This window comes from Saccharopolyspora sp. 6M (genome assembly GCF_020176775.1).
Lineage (GTDB): Bacteria > Actinomycetota > Actinomycetes > Mycobacteriales > Pseudonocardiaceae > Saccharopolyspora_C > Saccharopolyspora_C gregorii.
Window position 1 is genome coordinate 133250 of sequence record NZ_JAIUJZ010000014.1, and the last position, 20067, is coordinate 153316.

Annotated in this window: 23 protein-coding genes; 16 read left to right on the forward strand and 7 right to left on the reverse strand. The window is 69.4% G+C overall.

Features of this window, described 5'->3' with window-relative positions; translation table 11 throughout:
• Nucleotides 1-22: 22 nt before the first annotated feature.
• From LCD31_RS03005 to LCD31_RS03015, 3 genes are read left to right on the forward strand one after another with little or no spacing between them, the layout of a single operon-like run.
• Nucleotides 23-913, forward strand: coding sequence for a TatD family hydrolase (locus LCD31_RS03005; protein WP_224955873.1), 891 nt, complete (start codon nt 23-25; stop codon nt 911-913).
• Nucleotides 910-2058, forward strand: a complete 1149-nt coding sequence (gene eboE / locus LCD31_RS03010) for a metabolite traffic protein EboE (protein WP_224955874.1) — start codon at nt 910-912, stop codon at nt 2056-2058. The genes LCD31_RS03005 and eboE overlap by 4 nt, the downstream gene beginning before the upstream one ends.
• Entirely contained in the window at nt 2055-3470 is a 1416-nt protein-coding gene (locus LCD31_RS03015; RefSeq protein WP_224955875.1) for an alkaline phosphatase family protein, read from the forward strand. The genes eboE and LCD31_RS03015 overlap by 4 nt, the downstream gene beginning before the upstream one ends.
• Here the strand turns inward: LCD31_RS03015 and LCD31_RS03020 are convergent.
• Both LCD31_RS03020 and LCD31_RS03025 read right to left on the reverse strand, forming a co-directional pair.
• On the reverse strand, nt 3440-4246 hold the full coding sequence (locus LCD31_RS03020; protein ID WP_224955876.1) for an ABC transporter permease: 807 nt from the start codon (nt 4244-4246) through the stop codon (nt 3440-3442). The genes LCD31_RS03015 and LCD31_RS03020 overlap by 31 nt on opposite strands.
• A gap of 2 nt (nt 4247-4248) precedes the next feature.
• Entirely contained in the window at nt 4249-5187 is a 939-nt protein-coding gene (locus tag LCD31_RS03025; RefSeq protein WP_224955877.1) for an ATP-binding cassette domain-containing protein, read from the reverse strand.
• A gap of 191 nt (nt 5188-5378) precedes the next feature.
• Between LCD31_RS03025 and LCD31_RS03030 the strand changes: the two genes are divergently transcribed.
• Nucleotides 5379-6026, forward strand: a complete 648-nt coding sequence (locus tag LCD31_RS03030) for a response regulator transcription factor (RefSeq protein ID WP_224955878.1) — start codon at nt 5379-5381, stop codon at nt 6024-6026.
• A 2-nt stretch (nt 6027-6028) separates the two neighbouring features.
• Here LCD31_RS03030 and LCD31_RS03035 read toward each other — a convergent pair whose 3' ends face one another.
• From LCD31_RS03035 to LCD31_RS03055, 5 genes are all read right to left on the reverse strand, one after another.
• Nucleotides 6029-6682 carry a DedA family protein gene (locus tag LCD31_RS03035; protein WP_224955879.1) on the reverse strand — a complete coding sequence of 218 codons (654 nt, stop codon included), beginning with the start codon at nt 6680-6682 and terminating at the stop codon, nt 6029-6031.
• A gap of 228 nt (nt 6683-6910) precedes the next feature.
• Complete coding sequence (locus LCD31_RS29730; RefSeq protein WP_224955880.1) at nt 6911-7474, reverse strand: hypothetical protein; 564 nt, start codon at nt 7472-7474, stop codon at nt 6911-6913.
• A gap of 230 nt (nt 7475-7704) precedes the next feature.
• On the reverse strand, nt 7705-8301 hold the full coding sequence (locus tag LCD31_RS03045) for an HD family hydrolase (protein ID WP_224955881.1): 597 nt from the start codon (nt 8299-8301) through the stop codon (nt 7705-7707).
• The gene (locus LCD31_RS03050) at nt 8294-9340 is read right to left on the reverse strand and encodes a helix-turn-helix transcriptional regulator (RefSeq protein ID WP_224955882.1); all 1047 of its coding nucleotides are present in this window, start codon (nt 9338-9340) and stop codon (nt 8294-8296) included. Before LCD31_RS03050 ends, LCD31_RS03045 begins: the two co-directional genes overlap by 8 nt.
• 110 nt (nt 9341-9450) lie before the next feature.
• Entirely contained in the window at nt 9451-9756 is a 306-nt protein-coding gene (locus LCD31_RS03055; RefSeq protein WP_224955883.1) for a helix-turn-helix domain-containing protein, read from the reverse strand.
• Between the two features lie 222 nt (nt 9757-9978).
• On the opposite strand from LCD31_RS03055, the gene LCD31_RS03060 reads away from it, so the two are divergent.
• The 12 genes from LCD31_RS03060 (at nt 9979) to LCD31_RS03115 (ending at nt 19593) form a co-directional block, all read left to right on the forward strand.
• A complete protein-coding gene (locus tag LCD31_RS03060) occupies nt 9979-10389 on the forward strand; it encodes a hypothetical protein (RefSeq protein WP_224955884.1) in 411 nt (136 codons plus the stop codon).
• Complete coding sequence (locus LCD31_RS03065) at nt 10386-10664, forward strand: hypothetical protein (protein WP_224955885.1); 279 nt, start codon at nt 10386-10388, stop codon at nt 10662-10664. Before LCD31_RS03060 ends, LCD31_RS03065 begins: the two co-directional genes overlap by 4 nt.
• Nucleotides 10661-11977 (forward strand): hypothetical protein, encoded by a 1317-nt coding sequence (locus LCD31_RS03070; protein WP_224955886.1) that lies wholly within the window; start codon nt 10661-10663, stop codon nt 11975-11977. The genes LCD31_RS03065 and LCD31_RS03070 overlap by 4 nt, the downstream gene beginning before the upstream one ends.
• A gap of 54 nt (nt 11978-12031) precedes the next feature.
• Entirely contained in the window at nt 12032-12385 is a 354-nt protein-coding gene (gene traA, locus LCD31_RS03075) for a plasmid transfer protein TraA (RefSeq protein ID WP_224955887.1), read from the forward strand.
• Nucleotides 12386-12438: 53 nt separating this feature from the next.
• Nucleotides 12439-14463 carry a plasmid transfer protein TraB gene (gene traB, locus LCD31_RS03080; protein WP_224955888.1) on the forward strand — a complete coding sequence of 675 codons (2025 nt, stop codon included), beginning with the start codon at nt 12439-12441 and terminating at the stop codon, nt 14461-14463.
• Between the two features lie 176 nt (nt 14464-14639).
• Complete coding sequence (locus LCD31_RS03085; protein WP_224955889.1) at nt 14640-15131, forward strand: Pycsar system effector family protein; 492 nt, start codon at nt 14640-14642, stop codon at nt 15129-15131.
• 34 nt (nt 15132-15165) lie between these two features.
• Nucleotides 15166-15636, forward strand: coding sequence for a hypothetical protein (locus tag LCD31_RS03090; RefSeq protein ID WP_224955890.1), 471 nt, complete (start codon nt 15166-15168; stop codon nt 15634-15636).
• A 23-nt stretch (nt 15637-15659) separates the two neighbouring features.
• Nucleotides 15660-16013, forward strand: a complete 354-nt coding sequence (locus tag LCD31_RS03095; RefSeq protein ID WP_224955891.1) for a hypothetical protein — start codon at nt 15660-15662, stop codon at nt 16011-16013.
• Between the two features lie 55 nt (nt 16014-16068).
• Nucleotides 16069-16323, forward strand: a complete 255-nt coding sequence (locus LCD31_RS03100; protein ID WP_224955892.1) for a hypothetical protein — start codon at nt 16069-16071, stop codon at nt 16321-16323.
• Nucleotides 16324-16430: 107 nt separating this feature from the next.
• Complete coding sequence (locus LCD31_RS03105; RefSeq protein WP_304614361.1) at nt 16431-17045, forward strand: GGDEF domain-containing protein; 615 nt, start codon at nt 16431-16433, stop codon at nt 17043-17045.
• Nucleotides 17042-17992 carry a bifunctional DNA primase/polymerase gene (locus LCD31_RS03110; RefSeq protein ID WP_224955893.1) on the forward strand — a complete coding sequence of 317 codons (951 nt, stop codon included), beginning with the start codon at nt 17042-17044 and terminating at the stop codon, nt 17990-17992. The genes LCD31_RS03105 and LCD31_RS03110 overlap by 4 nt, the downstream gene beginning before the upstream one ends.
• A gap of 80 nt (nt 17993-18072) precedes the next feature.
• Nucleotides 18073-19593, forward strand: a complete 1521-nt coding sequence (locus LCD31_RS03115; protein ID WP_224955894.1) for a YfjI family protein — start codon at nt 18073-18075, stop codon at nt 19591-19593.
• The last annotated feature ends 474 nt before the right edge of the window (nt 19594-20067 follow it).

The window sequence follows — 20067 nt, forward strand, 5'->3', positions numbered from 1 at the left end:
ACGAACGACCCGAGGACGATTCATGCGCATCTTCGATCCGCACATCCACATGACCTCGCGCACGACGCGGGACTACGAGGAGATGTACGCCCACGGCGTCCGTGCCCTGGTCGAGCCCGCGTTCTGGCTCGGCCAGCCCCGCACCTCGGTCGGGTCCTTCACCGACTACTTCGACGGACTCCTGGGATGGGAGCGCTTCCGCGCCGCGCAGTTCGGGATCCGCCACCACTGCACGATCGCGCTCAACCCGAAGGAGGCCAACGACGCGCGGTGCCTGCCGGTGCTGGACGTCCTGCCCCGGTACCTCGCGAAGGACGGGGTGGTCGCTGTCGGGGAGATCGGGTACGACTCGATGACGCCGCAGGAGGACGAGGCGTTCGCCCGTCAGCTCGGCATGGCGGTCGCGCACGACCTGCCCGCACTGGTGCACACCCCGCACCGCGACAAGGTGGAGGGGACACGTCGCACGCTCGACGTCGTACGGGAGTCCGGCATCGCGCCCGAGAAGGTCGTGGTCGACCACCTCAACGAGGTGACCGTCGCGCCGGTGGCCGAGTCCGGGTGCTGGATGGGTTTCTCGCTGTACCCGGACACGAAGATGGACGAGCACCGGTTGGTGACGCTGCTCCGGGAGTACGGTACTGATCGGATGCTGGTCAACTCCGCCGCCGACTGGGGCCGGTCGGACCCGTTGACGACGTACCGAGCCGGACTGGCCATGCTCGAAGCCGGCTTCACCGAGTCCGATGTGGACAAGGTGCTGTGGTCGAATCCCGTCGACTTCTACGGTCGGAGCGGCCGTCTGTTGCTGGACGAACTTCCCGCGTTCACCGGTACGCCCGTCGAGTTCGCGGGCAACTCGGTGCTGCGCGGGGCACGCCCGGCGACCGCGGAGGCAGGAGGGCGGCCATGACCGAGTTCTCGTACTGCACCAACGTCCACCCTGCCGAAGACCTGGCAGGGCTGCTCGACCAGCTGGATCGCTACGCGGTCCCGATCCGGGAACGGGCCGGGTTGGACCGGCTCGGGCTCGGTCTGTGGCTGTCGGCGGACGTGGCCGCCGTGCTGGCCGCCGATCCCGACAGCGTGTCGCTGCTGAAGCGGGCATCGCGCGAGCGCGGGCTGTTCGTCGAGACGCTCAACGCTTTCCCGTACCGGGGCTTTCACGATCCGGTGGTCAAGCATTCGGTGTACCGGCCGTGCTGGGGCGATCCTCGTCGTACCCGGTACACCGTCGATTGCGCCCGCGTCCTCGGTGGACTGTTGGACGAGGACGCGGAGTACGGCAGTATGTCGACGCTCCCGTTGGGTTGGCGCGAAGGATGGACCGACACCGACGGCGAGCGGGCGCGCATGGCGTTGGACGGCGTCCAGGACGCGCTCCGGGAGGAAACGTCGCGATGTGGACGTCCGGTGCGGCTCGCGATCGAACCCGAGCCAGGATGCGTCCTGGACGAGGTTTCGGACGCGGTGCGGTGGATGTGGGACCGGGTGGACCCCGACGTCGTGGGCCTGTGCTTGGACACCTGCCACCTCGCGGTCTCCCACGCCGACCCGGGGAGTGCCGTGCGTCAGATCTACGACGCCGGCCTGCAGGTGTTCAAGGTGCAGGTTTCGGCCGCTCTCGAAGTCCCGGACCCTGCTGACCCGCGGGCGCGGAAGTCGTTGGCGGAGTTCGCGGAACCGCGCTACCTGCACCAGGTCCGAGAGCGCGGGCCGGACGGCGCGGTGTCCAAGGAGGATGACCTCGACGCCGCGGTGGGCACCCTTCCAGGGCTAGGGCCGTGGCGCGTGCACTACCACGTACCGCTGCACTGCCAACCGGTCGAGCCGCTGCGCGCGACGACCTGGGTGATCGAGGAAGCGCTCGATGCCGTGATGGCCCGCGCGGGAGGTGTGACGCCGCACCGTGAGATCGAGACCTACACCTGGAACGTGCTTCCCGAGCGTCATCGACAGGACCTGGTGGACGGCATAGCCGCCGAACTGCGCTGGTCCGAGCGGAACCTCGCGCACCGGCCTGGCCCGGTCCTCCCGCGTGGACAGGAGCTTCGATGAAACCCGTGCTGCTGCTGGACATCGTGGGGATGACCCCTGCCCAGCTCCGCCACATGCCGTCCGTCGCGGCGCTCGGGGCCCGTGGCGCGCGCGCCGAGCTCGGCACCGTGCTTCCCGCCGTGACGTGCAGCGCGCAGTCGACCTTCCTGACGGGGCGGATGCCTGCCGAACACGGCATCGTCGGCAACGGCTGGTACTTCGGCGACCTCGGCGAGATCCACCTGTGGCGGCAGCACAACAAGCTCGTCGCGGGGGAGAAGCTCTGGGAGTCGGCGAGGGCGGTCCGGCCGGACTACCGGGCCGCCAACCTGTGCTGGTGGTACGCGATGGGCGCGTCCACGGACCTCGCGGTGACCCCGCGCCCGGTCTACCACGCCGACGGGCGCAAGTCCCCGGACTGCTACACGCGCCCGCCGAGCCTGCACGACGAGCTGACCGAGCGGTTCGGCCCCTTCCCGCTGTTCCACTACTGGGGGCCGACGGCGTCCCTGCGCTCGACGCGGTGGATCGTGGGCGCGGCCCGCCACGTGCTGGCGCACCACCGGCCCGATCTGCAACTGGTGTACGTGCCGCACTTGGACTACGACCTCCAGCGGTTCGGCCCCGACTCGCCGGAGGCGGTCGCGGCGGCCCGGGACGTGGACGTCGAACTGGCGCCGTTGCTGCGCGAAGCGCAGGAAGCCGGGGTGACGGTGGTGGCGTTGAGCGAGTACGGCATCACCCCGGTCCAGCGGCCCGTCGACATCAACCGCGCCCTGCGTGCGGAAGGGCTGCTGGAGGTCTACACCCAGGAGGGCATGGAGTACCTGGATCCGTGGGCATCCCGGGCGTTCGCCGTCGCCGACCACCAGGTCGCGCACGTCCACGTCGCCGACGAGTCGGACCAGCCGAAGGTGCGTGACCTCGTCCGCGCGCTCGGCGGCGTCGACGAGGTGCTCGACCGTTCGGCGCAACAGCGGTACGGCCTGGACCACCACCGCGCGGGCGACTTCGTCGCCGTCGCCGAACCCGATGCCTGGTTCACGTACTACTACTGGCTGGACGAGGACCGGGCCCCGGACTTCGCCCGTGGCGTGGAGATCCACCGGAAGCCGGGATTCGATCCGGCGGAACTGTTCTTCGACCCCGCGGACAGGTGGGCGAAGGTCCGCGCGCTCACAGGACTGGCCCGCAAACGCGTCGGTTTGCGCTATGCCATGAACGTGGTGCCCACCGACCCGCGATGGGTGCGAGGCTCGCACGGCAGGCTCCCCGACTCGGCCGAGCACGGCCCGGTCCTGCTGTCCACGGACCCGTTCCCGGACGGCATCGTCGGCCCGGGCGACCGGATTCCGGCCACCCGGGTGCGCGACCTGGTGCTCGGTCTGCAAGGTCTGACAGGTCAGGCATCCCGCAAGCGCAGCACCGAGTAACCGACCCACCAACCGAGCGCGGCCCATCCGGCCAGCACCGCCACGGCGATCGACGGCGCGTACCCGTCGAACTCGGCGACGCCCATGAGCACCATGCCCGCTGGTCCCGGCATGTACTCAGCGGCCTTCGCCAGCCAGGGGATCGGCGTGGCCTGCAAACCCATCGGAAGGATCAGCAGCACGAGCACCGACACGGCGAGGGTTCCCGCCACGCTGCGGACGGCCGCGCCGATGCCGGTGACGAGGACACCGGCCATGGCGAGGTAGACCCCGACGGCGACGCTGCGCGTCAGCCACTCGGCAGCACCGGCGGCGTCGGCGAACTCACCGAGCGCGAGCGTCGCGACCGCCGTTCCGGCAAGCCCGAGCACGAAGCCCCACACCAGCAACACCGGCGCCAGCACGGCACATTTGGCCATCAGCATCCGTCCCCGGCGGGGCTGGCACTGCAACGTCGTGAGAATGCTGCCGGTGGCGTACTCCGAAGTGATCGTCATCGCGGCCAGGGTGAGCAGGGCGAACTGTCCACCGTAGAGCACGCCGACGGTCGCGTTGTCCAATGCGGACGTCGCGCCGTTCTCGGCGCCTCCGGCGGACGCGAGCGACCGCACCGACAGGCCGAGCACGACGCTGTAGAACACGACCAGGGCCAGCGAGGTGCCGAGGGAGATCCAGGTCGAGCGCACCGAGCGGAGTTTGGTCCACTCCGACGCGGGACCAGCGAGCGCGCTGCGGCGGCCGGGGGCGGCCGAGCGGGGCGAGGTGGTGTCGGTCATGGTCAGCTCCGCACTTCCGCGTCAAGGCCGGGTTCCGGCGCGTTGTACTCGACGTCGCCTTCGGTCAGACGCATGTACGCGTCCTCAAGGGACGGAGTGACCGACCGCAGCTCGTGCAGCCGCACTCCGAGTTCGTGCGCCAGGTCGCCGACGTCACCGGTGGTGGCACCGCGCACGAGTACCCCGCCGTCCTCGTCCTCGCACGTGAACCCGGCGGCGTCGAGGCGCTCGCGCAGGGCGGTGCGGTCCGCGCCGTCTCCGGTCCGGACGAACGCGGCTTCCTCCTCGGTGGAGCTGATGACCTCGTTGATCGGTGCGTTCGCGATCAACCGGCCCCGGCCGATGATGATCAGTTGATCCGCCGTCAGCTGCATCTCGCTCATGAGGTGGCTGGAGACGAACACGGTGCGCCCTTCGGCGGCCAGCGAGCGCGCGAGGCCGCGCACCCAGCGCACGCCGTCGGGGTCGAGCCCGTTGACGGGTTCGTCGAACAGCACGGTGTGCGGGTCGCCCAGCAGCGCCGCCGCGATCCCCAGCCGCTGGCCCATGCCGAGTGAGAACGTCCCGGCGTGCCGGGAGGCCACCCCGGTGAGGCCGACGGTGTCGAGCACCTCGTCGACGCGACCGGCCGGGATGGCGTTGCTCCGCGCCATCGCGAGCAGGTGGTCGCGTGCGGACCGGCGCGGGTGCAACGCGCGTGCGTCGAGCAGCGCTCCCACCTCGCGCAGCGGATCGCGTAGCGCGGCGTAGGTGCTGCCGTTGATCCGGGTCTCGCCGGAAGTCGGCCGGTCCAAGCCGAGGATCATCCGCATGGTGGTCGACTTACCGGCCCCGTTCGGGCCGAGGAACCCGGTGACCTGCCCTGGACTTACCTCGAAGGTCAGGTCTTGGACAGCGGTCGTGCTTCCGTAACGCTTCGTCACGTCGTGCACCGTGATCATGGAATCTCCGTGCTGTGTCGTCGGATCGGACAGGGCTGGGCGAGTGGATGGCGTCAGGTGGAAGGATCGGATTCGTGGCGTGGTACACGGCGGTCAGGGCGTGGATGGGATGATGACGAGGTGGCCTCGCCGCGTACGTGACGGGATACCCTCGGTGTTCGGACGCGGGGCGAAGTGGCTGAGGGGGTTGCGTGATTCGGGTCCTGCTCGTCGACGACGAGACGCTGGTGCGTACCGGCCTGCGCTTGATCCTCAATCCGGCCGAGGACGTCGAGGTGGTCGGCGAGGCCGGGGACGGCAGGGAAGCCGTGGACGCCGTCGCCAGGCACCGGCCGGACGTCGTGCTCATGGACGTCCGCATGCCGACCATGGACGGACTCGCCGCGTCGGAGGAACTCCAGCGCCGCGCCGATCCGCCCAAGATCATCATGCTCACGACCTTCGCCCTGGACGACTACGTGCACCGGGCCCTGCGCGCGGGCGCGGTCGGATTCCTGCTCAAGGACACCGAGCCGCGGGACCTGCTCGGTGCGGTGCGCACCGTCGCGGCCGGGAGCGCGATGCTCTCGCCCACGGTGACCAAGAGGCTGCTGACGACCTTCGCCGAAACCGAGCAGTCGGAGGTCGAGAAGTTCCGCCGGCGGCTGGACGTGCTCACGGCCCGTGAACACGACGTGATCCGCGCTGTGGCACGAGGGCTGTCGAACGCCGAGATCGCCCGGGAGCTGTTCATGAGCGAGGCGACCGTGAAGGCGCACGTGAGCCGGTCGTTGTCCAAGCTCGGCTTCCGCAACCGGGTCCAGGCGGCGATCCTGGTGCACGACGCGGGTTTGGACTGATTTCACCGGGAGGACGTCACCGGGTCGGAGCTCTCGGGTTCCGCTTCGTCCGACTCGGGGCGGCGGCGCCGGTAGAGCCACCGTCCTGCCTCGACCAGGACCGTGACCGACAGGGCGAGTCCCAAGCCGAACAGCAGACCCAGGATCGGGTTGCGCTCGAAGGCGATGCCGCCCGAGTAACCGATCAGTCCTGAATAGGCACCCCAGCTCACGCCCGCGAGCAGGTCGAAGCAGGTGAAGCGGTACAGCGGATAACCGACCATCCCGGCGGTCAGCGTGGTGACGGTGCGGCCGCCGGGGATGTACCGGGCGATGACGAGGATCAACCCGCCGCGCTCCGCGAGAGTGCTGCTGGCCCAGTCGAACGCGGCTCGGCGTCGGGGGGCGGTCCGGAGGTGCCTGAGCAGCTTGGCCCCGGCGAACCGCCCGACGAAGTACGAGACGTGGTCGCCGAGAACGGCACCCGCCGCCGACACGGCGATGACCAGGGCGAGGTTCGTCGTCCCGTTCGCGGCGAACACGCCGGCCGTGATGACGAGGCTCTCGCTGGGTACCACGGGGAAGAAGCCGTCGATCGCCGAGAAGGAGAACAAGGCGACGTACCACCACGGCGAGCCGAGGAGCGTGGTCAGGACGTCGAGTACCGCTTCCTTCATGCGGTGCTCGATGTCGTGGTGCCGACGTCACGACGGGCGCGACCGTTCATGATGGGGAACCTTCCGGTGGTCCAACGTGTTTCCCGAAGTCTGCGGAGGACGGGTCGCCGACGCATTAGCCGAAAGGATCCTGTTGACCCCTACTTTCGAAACGTCACGGGACATCATCGTGTACGTCACCGGGTGACGTGCAGGCGCGAGCCGTCGTGTGCTGTCCGCCGCTCCGGTTCAGCACTCCCCACAGCGACGCTCGACTCGGATCCGCCTCGTGCGGCTTGCAGCCGGACTCGGCGCATTTCGTGCTCGCCGTCGCGGGCGTGCTTCTCGATCTGCGGCGTGCCGTCGCCGCGCGTGCGGGCGCAGATCGCTGTAGACGCTCTCCAGCATCCGCGCACTGATCTTGTTGACCGCTGTTCCGCCGAGCGCGGGGAGGATGGTGCGCCGGAGGTAGCCCTCGTACGTGTGGCGCGTGCTCTCTTCCAGCTCACCGGCGCGCAGCCACTCGCTCCATGCGTGGGGGAGCGCGACGGTCGACGGCGCTGAGTTTCGTTGACCTGGTTGAGCAACTCCGTCAGGGCCTTCTCGGCGCGCTCGCGCGCGGCGTCGTTCGTGCCCTTGATCGTCTCGCGTAGGTAGACCCGCTTGCCGGTGACCGGATCGACGCCCGCGTGCGCGACCACCCGGAAGCCAGCAGCTCGCGCCTGGACCCGGCCGCGCTCGCGGGACTCTGAGCGCGCAGCGGTACGGCCTTGAGCATGCTCGCCCAAGGCCACACCCAGCGGACCAGACCAAGATCCAGATCTTCGGTTGTTTCCGCTGGTGAGTGGCGGTGCCCCCGGTCAGAGTCGAACTGACACTGTACGGATTTTGAGTGGTTCCGCCGAACCGGCTCTCACCAGCGGAAACACCCTAGCAAACGCCCGCGTGTCCGTGAATGGCACGTGGGGAACCCATTTCGCCGGCCACTCGAAGGTCTGACCGGCCCCCGACCACGGAGCCGGGGACCGCTTCGCCAGCTCCGGCTACCTACCGACGGCGCGGGCGAACGAACCCCACCATTCCCCCGGCGGGACCTCCATCGCGGCGGCGGCGAGCGCCTTGCCCGTCGCGGTGCTCACCGCTTCCGCACTGGAGCGCACCCACTCATCGAGCTCGGTGTAGCCCTCCCGCTGGTACTCCCTGGCTTGCAGCAGGCATTCGAGCTTGTCCGCGTCCCGGCTGCACCGGGATTCCGGCGATGCCTCAGCGGTCTTGGCGGACTCGTGTTCGTCCACCGCGGACACGATCCGGTCTCGGAGGCCTGTGGGCAAGCCAGCTGTCTGGTCGCTGACGATGTCGTGCGGGCTCGCCGTGCTCACGTACTTCTTGCCGACGCTCGGGACATCGCCGATGCGAGTCTCGGGCAGGTCGTGGAAAAGACCGAGCGTCGCGGCGCGCTCCGGATTCGCCCCCTCGCAGGACGCAATAACGTACGCGAGCAGGGCGACCCGGTACGAGTGCTCTGCCACGCTCTCGCCATTGCGGACCCCTCCGAGCAGCCAGCCGGTGCGCGGTGTGTGCTTGAGGTGCCCGGCTTCGTGGGCGAACGCGATGATCTCAGCGAACCGCTGGTCAGGCATGGGTGCTCCTCAAGGCGTAGGAGAGCTGATCGAGTTTACGTAGGGAATCACGGGCGAATTCGTGCGTCGCCGTCGACCGGTCGATCGCGGCGAGCACTCGTTGCCGCAGATCGGGGCGGTCCAGCCCACGGCGGAACGGGATCAGGGCGTTCAGGGCGTGCGCGCACAGATCTCGGTACGGGGCGTTCTCCAGTCCGCCTAGGAGGGAATTGAGCAGCAACTCGCCCGACCAGGTCTGGTCGTCGGCGAGCATGTCGGCATCGCTGGTCCAGGGCTCGGGGATCTCGCCTACCCAGTAGGCCCAGTACGAGAGGTTGGCCTTCACCGCAGCCTCCGTGCCGAGCCCGTGCTCGATGAACCTTGACAGGGGTTCCAGGTCGCCCGTAGCGGCCGAACTGATCGCCCGCGACCTGGTGACCGCCCACTCCGGCGACCATTCGCGGATGTCTCGAGCCGCCCGTACGTCTTCGGCCCGCATCTGCGCGACCCAGTCTGCCGAATTGGCGTGCTCGGCGACGAGGTATTGCGCTTGCCTGCGGAGCATCGCTCCTTCGACTCCTCGATCAGCCCGGCTCGCGACGGTGCGCAGGACGGCGGCGAGCTGATCCCGTTCGCCTTTCGCGACGTCCAAGCGAGCTTTCGTCCCAGCGAGCTGGCGCGGCGGAACACCCGTCATCGGCCAGGCGAGCAGTTCGGTCTGCAACCGAGTGGGCACTACGAGCGTGAGCGGGTGGGTAGCGGGGTCCTCGCTGCCGATCTCGGACAAGATCTCGTCCGCCTGCATGGCCTCAGAAAGAACCATCAGGCGCGCCGACGTGACCGTCGAGAGCTGAAGCACGCGGCGGAGCTTCCCGAAACGCGCCATCGGCAGGTTGATCAGCGGTCGCCTCCCGGACTCCCACCCCTGGACCGTCGCCAGCGACACCTGCATGGCCTCCGCGAGACCCTGCTGGGTCAATCCCACCTCGTTCCGAATAGCGGCCAAAACCGCCCCGGCAACCCTTCCCGCGACGGGAGACTCACTGGCAGTCAGCTCCATGTCGTCGCTTCGCCTGCGCAGCGCCTCCACCCCCTTCAAGACCCGTACTCGCAGTCAGTCCACATCGCACTGACCTGCACATACCTTTTTCTTATGCGCACCACACCGGATCAGCGATCCGCCAACCGACTGACCACCTCAGCGAGCTTGGTCTCGAGCGCGGACACCCGCTCTTCGAGGGTCGGCTCGACGCTGTCGGGGTTGCCCCGTGCAATGGCCGCGATCTTGCCTGACGGCCAGTCCAGCGCGTTCGAGATCGCCATGAGCGTCTTGGGGTTGCGCTCCCGCCGTTTGCCGTTCGCGAGTTCCTGGACGGTGGATAGGCCGACATCGGCCTTGTCAGCGACGTCCCGTTGCCGTAGGCCGAGCTGCTTCATGCGCTCCGAGACGGCCTCGCCAACCGCGGTCCAGTCCAAGTCCTGATCCATACACCCCTCGCTTGAAATCGGGCCTGCTTCAGGAGTGTAGCCAAGCGCGAGGCGCAAGAAAAACCTGACAACAGGTCTGTTTTGAGGTTGACATCAGGTCTGCTTCAGGTCCAGTATCAACTCGTTCGGTGCTCAGGCGTCCCGTCGGAGGAGAGATTCATGCACGACATCGGTTCAACCACAGCGAACAAGCCCGGAGCGAAGGAGCTGATGCAGCAGGTAGACCCCGAGTACTTCGCGCTGACGGTGCGCCAGGCGTTCGGTGAGCGCGACGTCGAGCCGGACCCGTACCCGGCGGACTACCTGGAGGGCCTGTCCGGCCCGAGCACGGAGGATCTGCTGCTGGCGGGGCGCGGTGAGCTGTCGGAGCACCCGGCCGTGGTGGAGGCCGACGAGCGGGTGTTGGCGGCTGAGATCGCGGTACTGGACGCGGAGGACGCGGGGCAGGTGGACGAGGTGGCGCAGCGGCGCCTCGACAAGGCTCGTTCGGAGCGCCGGTCGGTGCTGGTGCGGATGCAGAAGAACCGCACCGCCGCTCACACCCACCGTTCGCAGACGCGTCCGGCTCAGGTGCTGCCGCTGCGTCCGTTCCGGGTGATCCGGGGTGGTGAGGCGGCATGAGCGCGGCGGTGGATGTGGCGTTGCTGCCGATCCGGATGGGGTGGCGGCTGGTGAAGCTGCTGCTGCTGCCGGTGTTGTTCGGTGCCGGGTCGCTCGGCCTGGTGGCGATGGGGCTGGGCTGGATGCTCGGAGTCACGGCGCTGTGCGCGTTGTGGGGGCTGGTCATGGGCCGGTTGTGGTGGTTGCAGGTTGTCGGTGAGTTGCGGTCGCTGGGCCGCGGCACGGTGCGCATCAGCACCGGAAACGGCGGCCGGGGCAAGGGGGGTCGGCGGTGAGTCAGTGGGACTGGGTGCAGGCGAGCGAGGCTCGTAAGGCTAATGCTGCTGATCGTCGGCGGGCTGATCGTCAGGCGGTGTCGGCGGAGCGGCGGCGGGATCGCCAGCAGCGGTTCGAGCAGTCGCAGATGGTCGCTGAGAAGCGGCGCGCGCGGCGTGCGGAGGCGGTGTCGGCGGCGTGGTCTCGTATTCGGTCGTATGGGTTGTGGTTGCCGGTGATCGTCGCGCCGATGGTGCTGGCGTGGCAGGCACAGGCCGAGCAGGGCGGCAGGCTTTACGGCCCGGTGGGCTGGCTGCTGCCGGTGCTGACCGAGTGCGCGGCTTGGGTGATCTCGTTCGAGATCGCTCGGCAGCGGCGGCGTGGTGTGCCGGTTGGCCGGGCGCTGGTGGCGATGTGGCTTGTGGCCGGTGCGATGGCGGGGTTGAGCTTCCTGCACGGGCTGGAGACGAGCGTGATCACCGCGGTGGTGATGGCGGTTGTGGCCGTGGCCGGGTTGGTCATCCATCAGATCAAGGTCACGTTGGATGCCGGTTCGCCGCAGGAGTGCGGGTCGCCTGGGCTGGGACGCCGGTGGTGGTGGACTCCCGTGCGTTCGGTGGTCGCGGCGTACCGGTCAGCCCGTACGGGCATGCCGGTGACGGCGGTCTACGACGGGCGGGATCGCAACGAGCGTCGGCATGATCGCCGCGAGCGTCGGCAGGTTCGCGCAATTCGCCGGGCAGCGGTGGACAGTGCTGTCGGGAGGGTTCACCGGGACGGCACGGTCACGCTGCTGCACGTGCCGAGCACGGTCGAGCTCGCCCGCACGAAGTGGTTGCGGCGTCCGGTTCTGCGGGCTGTCAGCCCTCCGCCGGAAGCGCTTGCCAGCGTCACCGATAACACCGGCACCGCTGCCCACCCCCCTGTCCCGGCCGCTGCCGAGCAGGCAGTGCAGGAACCGACCGCCGCACCGGCGGCAGGACCGGGTTCGGAAGCGTCGGGAAGCACCTCGGGAAGCGTTTCCGGTGCAGTTCAGCGCGCTTGCGAGGTGCGGCCGGACTGGACACACGACACCTCCAGGACATCAGCTCCGGAAGCGCTTCCGGCAGGGGCGGAAAGCGGTAGCGAGAGCGCGGCCGAGCTGCCTTCCGACGAGTTGATTGATCGGGCCGAGCGGCTGGAGCGGCAGTACCTCAGCCGCTCCGGTGGGAAGCGCGGACTGCCCTTCCGGGAAGCGCCCCGGCGGCTCGGGGTCCGCTACGAGACCGCGCGTGCGGCCCTGATCGCGGCACGGGCCCGGATGGCCACCGAGTCCACCGAGATCGCCGCCTGAGCACCGGCTCGGCGGAGTGTCCGAAGTAGTCACTGAAGAGAAGGGTTTTCGCTGATGAGCAAGGAAATCTTGGGTTCGCCGGAGTTCGTGTCCTCGTCGTCGATCCGCCAGTACTGCGAGAACGCGCGGCGGTTGTTCCACCCGCTGTACCACGAGCTGCACGTGTCGGCGGAAGAGCTGGAAGCGGCCCTGCGGTACGTGAAGACGGCCGACCCGAAGTTCGGCGGGATGGACTCGCGGGTGCGGTCGAAGTTGGTGGCTCGCCAGCTCAAGCAGGCCGCGGCGGCGATCGAGGTCGCGTCGAAGTCGACGGTGGCGACCTACATGGCGTTCCTCAAGCACTACTCGCCGGAGGTGTCCGCGGCCCGGGAGAAGCAGCGGGCGCGGCGTTTCGAGTTCGACGAGTGACCGGGTGAGACGACGTTCGGGGACCGAGAAGGCCACCGGGAGAGGAGAAGACGATGGCTGGCAAGAACAACCGTGGCGGTGACCTTTCGGTCTCCGAGCAGATGCAGGGGTTCGGCTACTACACCCCCAAGAAGCATTGGGCGTCGCGGCTGGCGCCGTACGCGCCGGAGTGGGCTGGGTATGCGGCGGTGTGGCCGGTGACCTACGGGGTGCACGAGTGGCTGGCGACCGACCCGGCGGTGGCGCCGTGGGCGTCGGCGGGGTTGTCGCTGCTGGGGGTGGGGCTCACGGCGGTGACCTGGCAGTGCGCCCGCGCCAGGGCGGCGCTGACGCGGAAGTTCGCCACCGCCACCAGCGAGATCACCGCCGCCTGGATGACCGCCGGGACGATCGCCGGGCCGGGCGAAACGCCGCTGCTGGAGCTGTGGGCGGTCGGCGGTGCCGGGGTGGCGCTGTCGTGGTCGATCTACAAGGCGCTCAAGCGCGGTGGTGACGGCGAAGACGGAGAGAACGGGCTGTTCGAGCAGGTCAAGTTGGCGGGGGTGAAGCCCGCGGCCACGCAGGTGGAGCCGAACCGCGTCACGACCCGGTTGCAGCTTCCCCGCGGTGAGATGGAGGTGAGCGACGTGCAGAAGGCCACCGGCCGCATCGCCGGGCTCTTCGGGTTGGGCAAGGGGGCGGTGCGGGTGACAGAGGACCCCGACGACGTCTCGCGGGCGACGATGACGATCGTGCCGCGCGACGTGCTCAAGCACCCCACGGCGTGGCCGGGACCGTCGTCTCCGGGCGGGTCGATCATGGATCCGGTGGTGGTCGGGGTCTACGAGGACACCGAGCCGCAGGTCATCTTTTTTCCCGGCGACAAGTCCCAGAGCCGTAACGCCACGCACTACGGCGTGCAGGGCATGAACGGGTCCGGGAAGTCCCACGGGGCCAAGGAACCCTGGACCGAGATCCTGACCCGCCGTGACGCCGGGCTGATCGTGATGGACCCGTCCAAGGGGGAGCAGACGGTCGGATTCCTCGGGGACGCGCCGTACCAGGTGGTAACCGGGGAGAAGGCCTGCAAGAAGGCGGTCAAGCGCTTGCCCGGCCTGATCACCGACCGTGCCTCGCAGCTCGGGCAGTGGGGCTACGACCAGTGGGTGCCCGCCGCGTTCGAGCAGCACGGGCTGCCCTACCTGGTGGTGTGGATCGAGGAGTCCCCGCGGGTCCTCGACGACGCCAAGACCGTGATCCGGATCGCGCAGGAAGCCCGCTCGGCCGGGATCAGCCTGGTGTTGTCGTTGCAGAAGGCGACCTTCCGCAACATGCCCACCGACGTGCGCTCCCAGCTCGGCGGGGTGTGGTGCTTCGGGGTCAACGACATCGAAGACGCCGGGTACCTGCTCTCGGAGGACACCATCGAGGGCGGGGCGCGCCCGGACCGGTGGAAGAACCGCCGACCGGGGTGCAACTACCTCGAAGGACCCGGCATCGACGAGGCCCGCTACACCACCCCGGGCCGGACCCACGACCACACCGACGACCAGCTTCGCGCGGCGATCGACGCCCATGCCGGCATCCGGCCCGCAATGCACTCGATCGACGCCCGCCACCTCGACCTGACTGCCCCGGCCACCGACCAGCCCACGATGGTCGCCGGAGCCGACGGCGTGGAGCCGACTCCCGACTTCGAGTCCCTGGACAACCTGGACCCGGCCGACGCCGCCGACTTCGACGACGAACCGATCGACCTCCCCGAACTCGCCGACCCCGAGCTGACCGTCGACGACGAGCACGAACTGCCCGCCGACACCACGACCCTGGACTTCCCCGGAGGCCGTCCGACGCGCAAGGAAGCCGTGGCGCTGCTGCGCAGCCACATCGAGCAGAGGGCCGCCGCGGGCCGCACCCAGTTCACCGTCCGGGACTTCCCGGACCCCGAGGCCACCTACGGCCGCGGCCGCTCGTGGGTCTCCGGCGAACTCGACAAGCTCACCGGCACCCTCCTGCACCGGGTCGGCAAGGACGGCCGCGCCGACATCTACCGGCTCGCCACCCCGCACGAGGACACCGACACGCCTCACGCAGCGTGACAGGCGGCTGTGTCTGACGTCAGACGTCAGACACAGGCCCGCACTCCCGCCCAACGTGCGAGCGCGCGCGTGCGCGCGCGAAATCCCCTTAGTTGATCTTGATTGACGTCAGGACCGCGACCCCGCACGCCCACCTGACGATACGGAGAGTAACCAAAATGGAAAGGGTTCGACCCGTGAAGACCGAGTACATCGCCGCCCCCACCGACCGCTCCCAGCTCACCACCCGCGTCACCGACGCCAAGGCCGGCGTGCTCACCGAATTGCAGCGCGGCGACACGAAAGCCACCTCGCTGCTGGGCCTGTTCGGCGCGGTGCTGGCCGGAGTCATCGCCCTGATGCGCAGCGGGGTCTCCACCGCCGCCGTCGTGCTGCTGTTCCTCGCCGCGATCCCCACCGCCGCCGCGGTCGTGCTGCTGCTGTGGGTGCTGCGCCCGAACCTCAACGGCGGCAACGCCCGCTCCGGGTTCCTGCGCTGGGCCGCGTTCCTGCGCGACCCCGCCGCACTGGCCGACGACTTCGACCGGCCCCGGCGCGCCCACGACGAAGCCCAGCACCTCGCCGTGCTCTCCGTACTGGCCATCACCAAGTACCAGCGCATCGCCGTCGCCATCTACTGCCTGCTCACCGGCCTCGCACTCACCACGCTCGCCCTCATCGCCGCCTGAGCACGCCCGCGCAGAAGAAAGGGGGACACCCGCTATGGCCACCGTGACCGACGACGACATCGCCTTCGCCGTCCTCGCCGCCGCCGTACACGAAGCCGGACACGCCGTGCTCCACACCGTCGCCGGAATGCAGGTCACCGCAATGCATGTGTGGCACCACGGCGGCAACGTCACCAGCGGCCGGGTCGAGATCGCCGAAACCGAGATCGACGACGACCAGGTCGACGGCTACCTGACCGCCGTCGTCGCCGGAGGCGAAGCCGAAGCACTGTGGCTGTCCGAACAAGCCGGGCAGAGCATCGGCCGCTCCCGCCGCCAGGTCTACGCCTCGTGCCGCAGCGACCAGCTCAACTACCGCCGCACCCACCGCCACACGCCCGGCAGCCTCACCGAAACCGCCGCCCGAGCCCGTGCACACACCCTGCTCACCCGCCACTGGGACCGGGTCGAACGCCTCGCCGCCCGGCTCGCCGACGCCCGCCACCTCACCCGCACCGCGCTCTGACCCCGTACGAGAGGACACCGCACATGGCCGCCTTGATCACCACCATGCACGACCTGATCACTGCCACGAAGGCGCTCAAGGACGCCCGCCACGCGCCTGCCTCACCGCAGGAGGCGAAGGAGGCATTTCGCGACTCGATCGACGTCGGAATCAACCTCAACCGCTTCGCGGACACGCTGCGCAAGCGCGTCGACCGGGTGCTCGACGACCCGGAGCTGGAGATGACCCCGCAACAGCGTGACGCCTACCAGGACCTCCGTGAACAGCTCCACCAGCTGGTGAAGCGCTGCATCTACCTGACCGGCGGGTTCCACCGCGTCGACAAGGCACTTCACCAGCTCAGCGCCACGACGCAGCGCAGCGGCCACCGCTTCTGAACAGCCAACGCTTCTGCCCCCATCAATCTCTCGCCTGCTGTAAGGAGATTTCACGATGTCTCGCCACGAGCTCCCCGCCCGTAGCCCCGAGTACGACGTGATCGTCGGCTGGGACGCGCCCATGTCGACCTTCTTCGGGCTCGTCCTCGACGCCGAAGGCACTCCGGTCGTGGACCGCGGCGACTTGACCGACCGCATCGCCGCGCCCGGCGTGGTCCTCGCCGCCGTCCGCGACTACGCGGTCATCCCGCCCGGCTTCGAACACGAGCTGCTGGCCGAGGCCCGCGCCGACGGCCACATCACCACCTGAGGCCGAGCTGACGCTCTGATCCACCCCACGACGTAGCGGTGCGGCCCCGCCATCGCCCTGAGAAAGCGCCGGGGCCGCCCCTACCCCCTCACCAGGAGGTACCTGCCATGTTCGCAGAACTCGCCCTGATGGCTACCGCCACCGGTGGGAGCGCCGCCGCGCTCTACGCCCACCGCCTGCACCACCAGCTGCACACCGACCCGCTCACGAAGCTCGGAAACCGCGCCGCGCTCAACCGCGTGTTCCGGCGGGTGCAGCGTCGCGCCGGACGCGGCGGGCTCGCCGGGCTGCTGCTGCTCGACGTCGACCGGTTCAAGCTGATCAACGACACCCACGGCCACCGCACCGGCGACGCCGTGCTCACCGCGATCGCCGCCGACCTCGCCGACGCGTGCAGGCCCGGTGAAGTGCCGATCCGGCTGCACGGCGACGAATTCGCCGTGCTGCTGACGAACCTGGACGAGGTCCGCTGCGCCGAACTCCGCGCCCGCGAGCTGCGCCGTCACCTCACCACCACCCACGTGATCGACGGGCTGCCGCTGGCGGTGTCGGTCTCCATCGGCGCCGCCGTCGACACCGCCCGCACCAGCAGCCTGCCCGCGCTGCTCGGCCACGCCGACACCCGCATGTACAGCGACAAGAACACCCAACACGTCACCACCCTGCCCACCCGCCCCGCCGTTCCGGCGCGGCAGCGGGACCTGCCCAAGGAGGCCGCGTGAGTACCGCCACGACGCAGCTTCGCGCGTGGGCGTTGTGCCTGGCCGAACTCGGCTGGCACGTCTTCCCCCTCCAGCCGGGCCGGAAGGTCCCCGCCCTGCACGGGTTGAAGTCCTGTCCTCGCACCGGCATCTGCGCTGAGCAGCACCAGGGGTGGGAGCAACGAGCCACGACCGACCCGGACCGCATTGCTCGTTGCTGGGCCGAGACCCCGTACAACGTCGGCCTCGCCACAGGACGATCCGGGCTCCTGGTCGTCGACTGCGACCAGCCCGGGCACGCACACCGGATGCCCGACGGCTGGAACACGCTGGGGATCACCACCGGCGCGGGCGTGCTCGCCAGCCTCGTACGCCGCTCCGGCGAACCCTGGCCGGAGACCTACACCGTGGCCACCCCCTCCGGCGGGACACACCACTACTTCCGTGCGCCTGCCGGATTCCGCAACACCGCAGGCACGCTCGGGCCGCTCGTCGACACCCGCGCCGGTGGCGGCTACGTCGTCGCGCCCGGTTCGATCACCCCGGAAGGGTTCTACAACCTACTCGACGACACCGAACCGGCCGATCCGCCGGTGTGGTTGCGCCGGGCCGCCGCTCCGCGTCCGTCTCCGGCGCTCTCAGCGCCCCGTGAGATCGCCCCTGCCCGCCTGTCCGGGTACGTGGCAGCAGCGGTTCGGGCTGAGACCGCGCGAGTCACAGCGGCGGAGTCAGGGCGTCAGAACCGCACCCTCTACGAAGCCGCGCTCGCGCTCGGCCGCCTGGTCGCCGGAGGAGCAGTCGACGACGCCACAGTGCGCACCGCCCTGCACCGAGCCATGTCCCGGCTACCGCTGACGAGACCCCACGAACCGTGGACCGCTGAGCAGATCGACACCACCGTCGACTCCGCCTTCCGCGCCGCCGCCCACAACCCCCGCACGCTCACCCCGCGAGGCAACGCCGCATGAGCAGACCACAGCCCCAAAGCCCCGGTATCGGGCGCATCCAGCGCCCGGACCATCCCGCCCGCACCGGAGAGGAGGAACCCGTGACCACCCACCTGCACGCCGTCCCCGACACCGCAGGCCAGCACGCCGCGCGGTGGGAGGATGCGCCGATCCCGCTGGACAGCGTGCGTGACCTGCCCGCGTTCCCGGTCGACGCGCTGCCCGGCTGGCTGGCCGACATGGTCGGTGCAGTCGCCGAGTTCACCCAGACCCCGGCGGACCTGGCCGGAAGCGTCGCGCTCGCGGCGATGTCGACCGCGATCGGCGGCCGCGCCTCGATCCGTATCCGCCGCGGCTACAGCGAGCCCGCGAACCTCTTCCTGATCGCCGCCCTGCCGCCCGGCGCCCGCAAATCCGAGGTGTTCCGGGTCATGACCGCCCCGGTCTACGCCGTCGAACAGCACCTCATCGAGCAGGCCATGCCGAAGATCGAAGCCGCCCAGCTCGCCAAGCGCATCGCCGAGCGCGAAGCCCGTGACGCTGAAGAGAAGGCCAGTTCAGACGACCCCGCCACCATCGACGGCGCCACCAATGCGGCGCTGCACGCGCAGAGCCTGTCGGTGCCACCGAAACCGAAGCTCGCGGTCAACAACATCACCCCGGAGAAGGCCACCGCCCGCCTGATCGAGCAGGGCGGCAGGCTCGCCGTGCTCGCACCGGAAGGCGGCATCATCTCGATCATCGCCGGGCGCTACTCCGGCACCCCGAACTTCGACGTGTTCCTGTCCGGACACGCCGGGGAACCGCTCGACGTCGAGCGCCAAGGCCGCGACGAGATCCGCGTCGACGCCGCGCACCTCACGCTCGGGCTGGTCGTGCAGCCGATCGTGCTCAAGAACCTGGCCGGGATCACCGACGCCCGGGACAAGGGTTTGTTGGGCCGATTCCTGTACTCGCTGCCGACCTCCACGCTCGGGTTCCGCGAAACCCGCGCCGCCGCCCCGATCCCGGACGAGGTCGCCACCGCCTACGACACCCGCGTGCGCACCCTGGTCCACCACTACGCGGGCCTGTCCAAGCCGGTGCCGTTCGTGTTCAGCAACGACGCGAACGAGGCCATGTACGAGCTTCAGGCGGAGATCGAGCCACACCTGCGGCCCGGCGCGGCCTACGGGCACATGACCGACTGGGCCGGGAAATACCCCGGCGCCGTCGCCCGCCTGGCCGGGAACCTCCACGCCGCCCGCCACCTCGACACCGCGGGCGAGCATGAGATCACCGGCGAGACCTTCGCCGCGGCCCGGCGGCTCGGCGAGTACTTCCTCGCCCACGCCCTGGCCACCTACGACCACATGGGCACCGACGCCACCCTCGACGACGCCCGCACCATCCTCGCCTGGATCGAACGCACCCGGCCCACCTGCTTCACCCGCCGGGACATCCTCAACAACCACCGCCGCCACTTCGGCACCGCCGCGGCGATCGACCCAGCCTTGAGCGTCCTCGAAGACCGCGGCCACATCGTGCGCGTTGATCCACCCGCCCGTACCGGACCCGGCCGCAAACCGAGCCCGACCTACTGGCCCCACCCCACCTACCGCGCCTCCGACGACCGCCCCTGACCCCGTACGCAGAATCCGCACAATCCGCAAAAACCCGTTCCCGCAGGTCACAGAGCTACAGGCGCGTACGCAGAATGTACGCAGAATGTACGCAGAAATCTTCCCAGCTCAGACGCGGTCCACCACGGACACAAGCCGCTGACCTGCACATATTTTTGCAGTCATTTTGCGTACATTCTGCGTACACCCACCAAGATCACCTTCCAGGGCTCTGAACAGCAGAAACGACCCCCGCAGCTTAATTCTGCGTATTTCGCGGATTCTGCGTACACCCCTCCACCCCTCACCACCCGGGAGACACCCATGCCCGAACACCGCTACCGCACCAGCCTCGACTGCCACGACCCGAACGCCGACCACCACCCCATGCCCACCTACCCGTGGAACGCCGCACCCGAACACCTGCGAACCCGCCGCCAACTCCGCGAAGCAGGACTCTGCCCCGGCGGCAAACCCGCCGTCGCCCAGATGCTG

Bases quoted from the DNA above. Each gene is read 5' to 3' on its own strand.
- eboE (WP_224955874.1), top strand. From the start codon at position 910: ATGACCGAGTTCTCGTACTGCACCAACGTCCACCCTGCCGAAGACCTG.
- LCD31_RS03060 (WP_224955884.1), top strand. From the start codon at position 9,979: ATGCAGCAGGTAGACCCCGAGTACTTCGCGCTGACGGTGCGCCAGGCG.
- LCD31_RS03015 (WP_224955875.1), top strand. From the start codon at position 2,055: ATGAAACCCGTGCTGCTGCTGGACATCGTGGGGATGACCCCTGCCCAG.
- LCD31_RS03065 (WP_224955885.1), top strand. From the start codon at position 10,386: ATGAGCGCGGCGGTGGATGTGGCGTTGCTGCCGATCCGGATGGGGTGG.
- LCD31_RS03025 (WP_224955877.1), bottom strand. From the start codon at position 5,187: ATGATCACGGTGCACGACGTGACGAAGCGTTACGGAAGCACGACCGCT.
- LCD31_RS03090 (WP_224955890.1), top strand. From the start codon at position 15,166: ATGGCCACCGTGACCGACGACGACATCGCCTTCGCCGTCCTCGCCGCC.
- LCD31_RS03100 (WP_224955892.1), top strand. From the start codon at position 16,069: ATGTCTCGCCACGAGCTCCCCGCCCGTAGCCCCGAGTACGACGTGATC.
- LCD31_RS03020 (WP_224955876.1), bottom strand. From the start codon at position 4,246: ATGACCGACACCACCTCGCCCCGCTCGGCCGCCCCCGGCCGCCGCAGC.
- LCD31_RS03095 (WP_224955891.1), top strand. From the start codon at position 15,660: ATGGCCGCCTTGATCACCACCATGCACGACCTGATCACTGCCACGAAG.
- traB (WP_224955888.1), top strand. From the start codon at position 12,439: ATGGCTGGCAAGAACAACCGTGGCGGTGACCTTTCGGTCTCCGAGCAG.
- LCD31_RS03045 (WP_224955881.1), bottom strand. From the start codon at position 8,301: ATGCCTGACCAGCGGTTCGCTGAGATCATCGCGTTCGCCCACGAAGCC.
- LCD31_RS03005 (WP_224955873.1), top strand. From the start codon at position 23: ATGCGCATCTTCGATCCGCACATCCACATGACCTCGCGCACGACGCGG.
- LCD31_RS03035 (WP_224955879.1), bottom strand. From the start codon at position 6,682: ATGAAGGAAGCGGTACTCGACGTCCTGACCACGCTCCTCGGCTCGCCG.
- LCD31_RS03050 (WP_224955882.1), bottom strand. From the start codon at position 9,340: ATGGAGCTGACTGCCAGTGAGTCTCCCGTCGCGGGAAGGGTTGCCGGG.
- traA (WP_224955887.1), top strand. From the start codon at position 12,032: ATGAGCAAGGAAATCTTGGGTTCGCCGGAGTTCGTGTCCTCGTCGTCG.
- LCD31_RS03105 (WP_304614361.1), top strand. From the start codon at position 16,431: ATGTTCGCAGAACTCGCCCTGATGGCTACCGCCACCGGTGGGAGCGCC.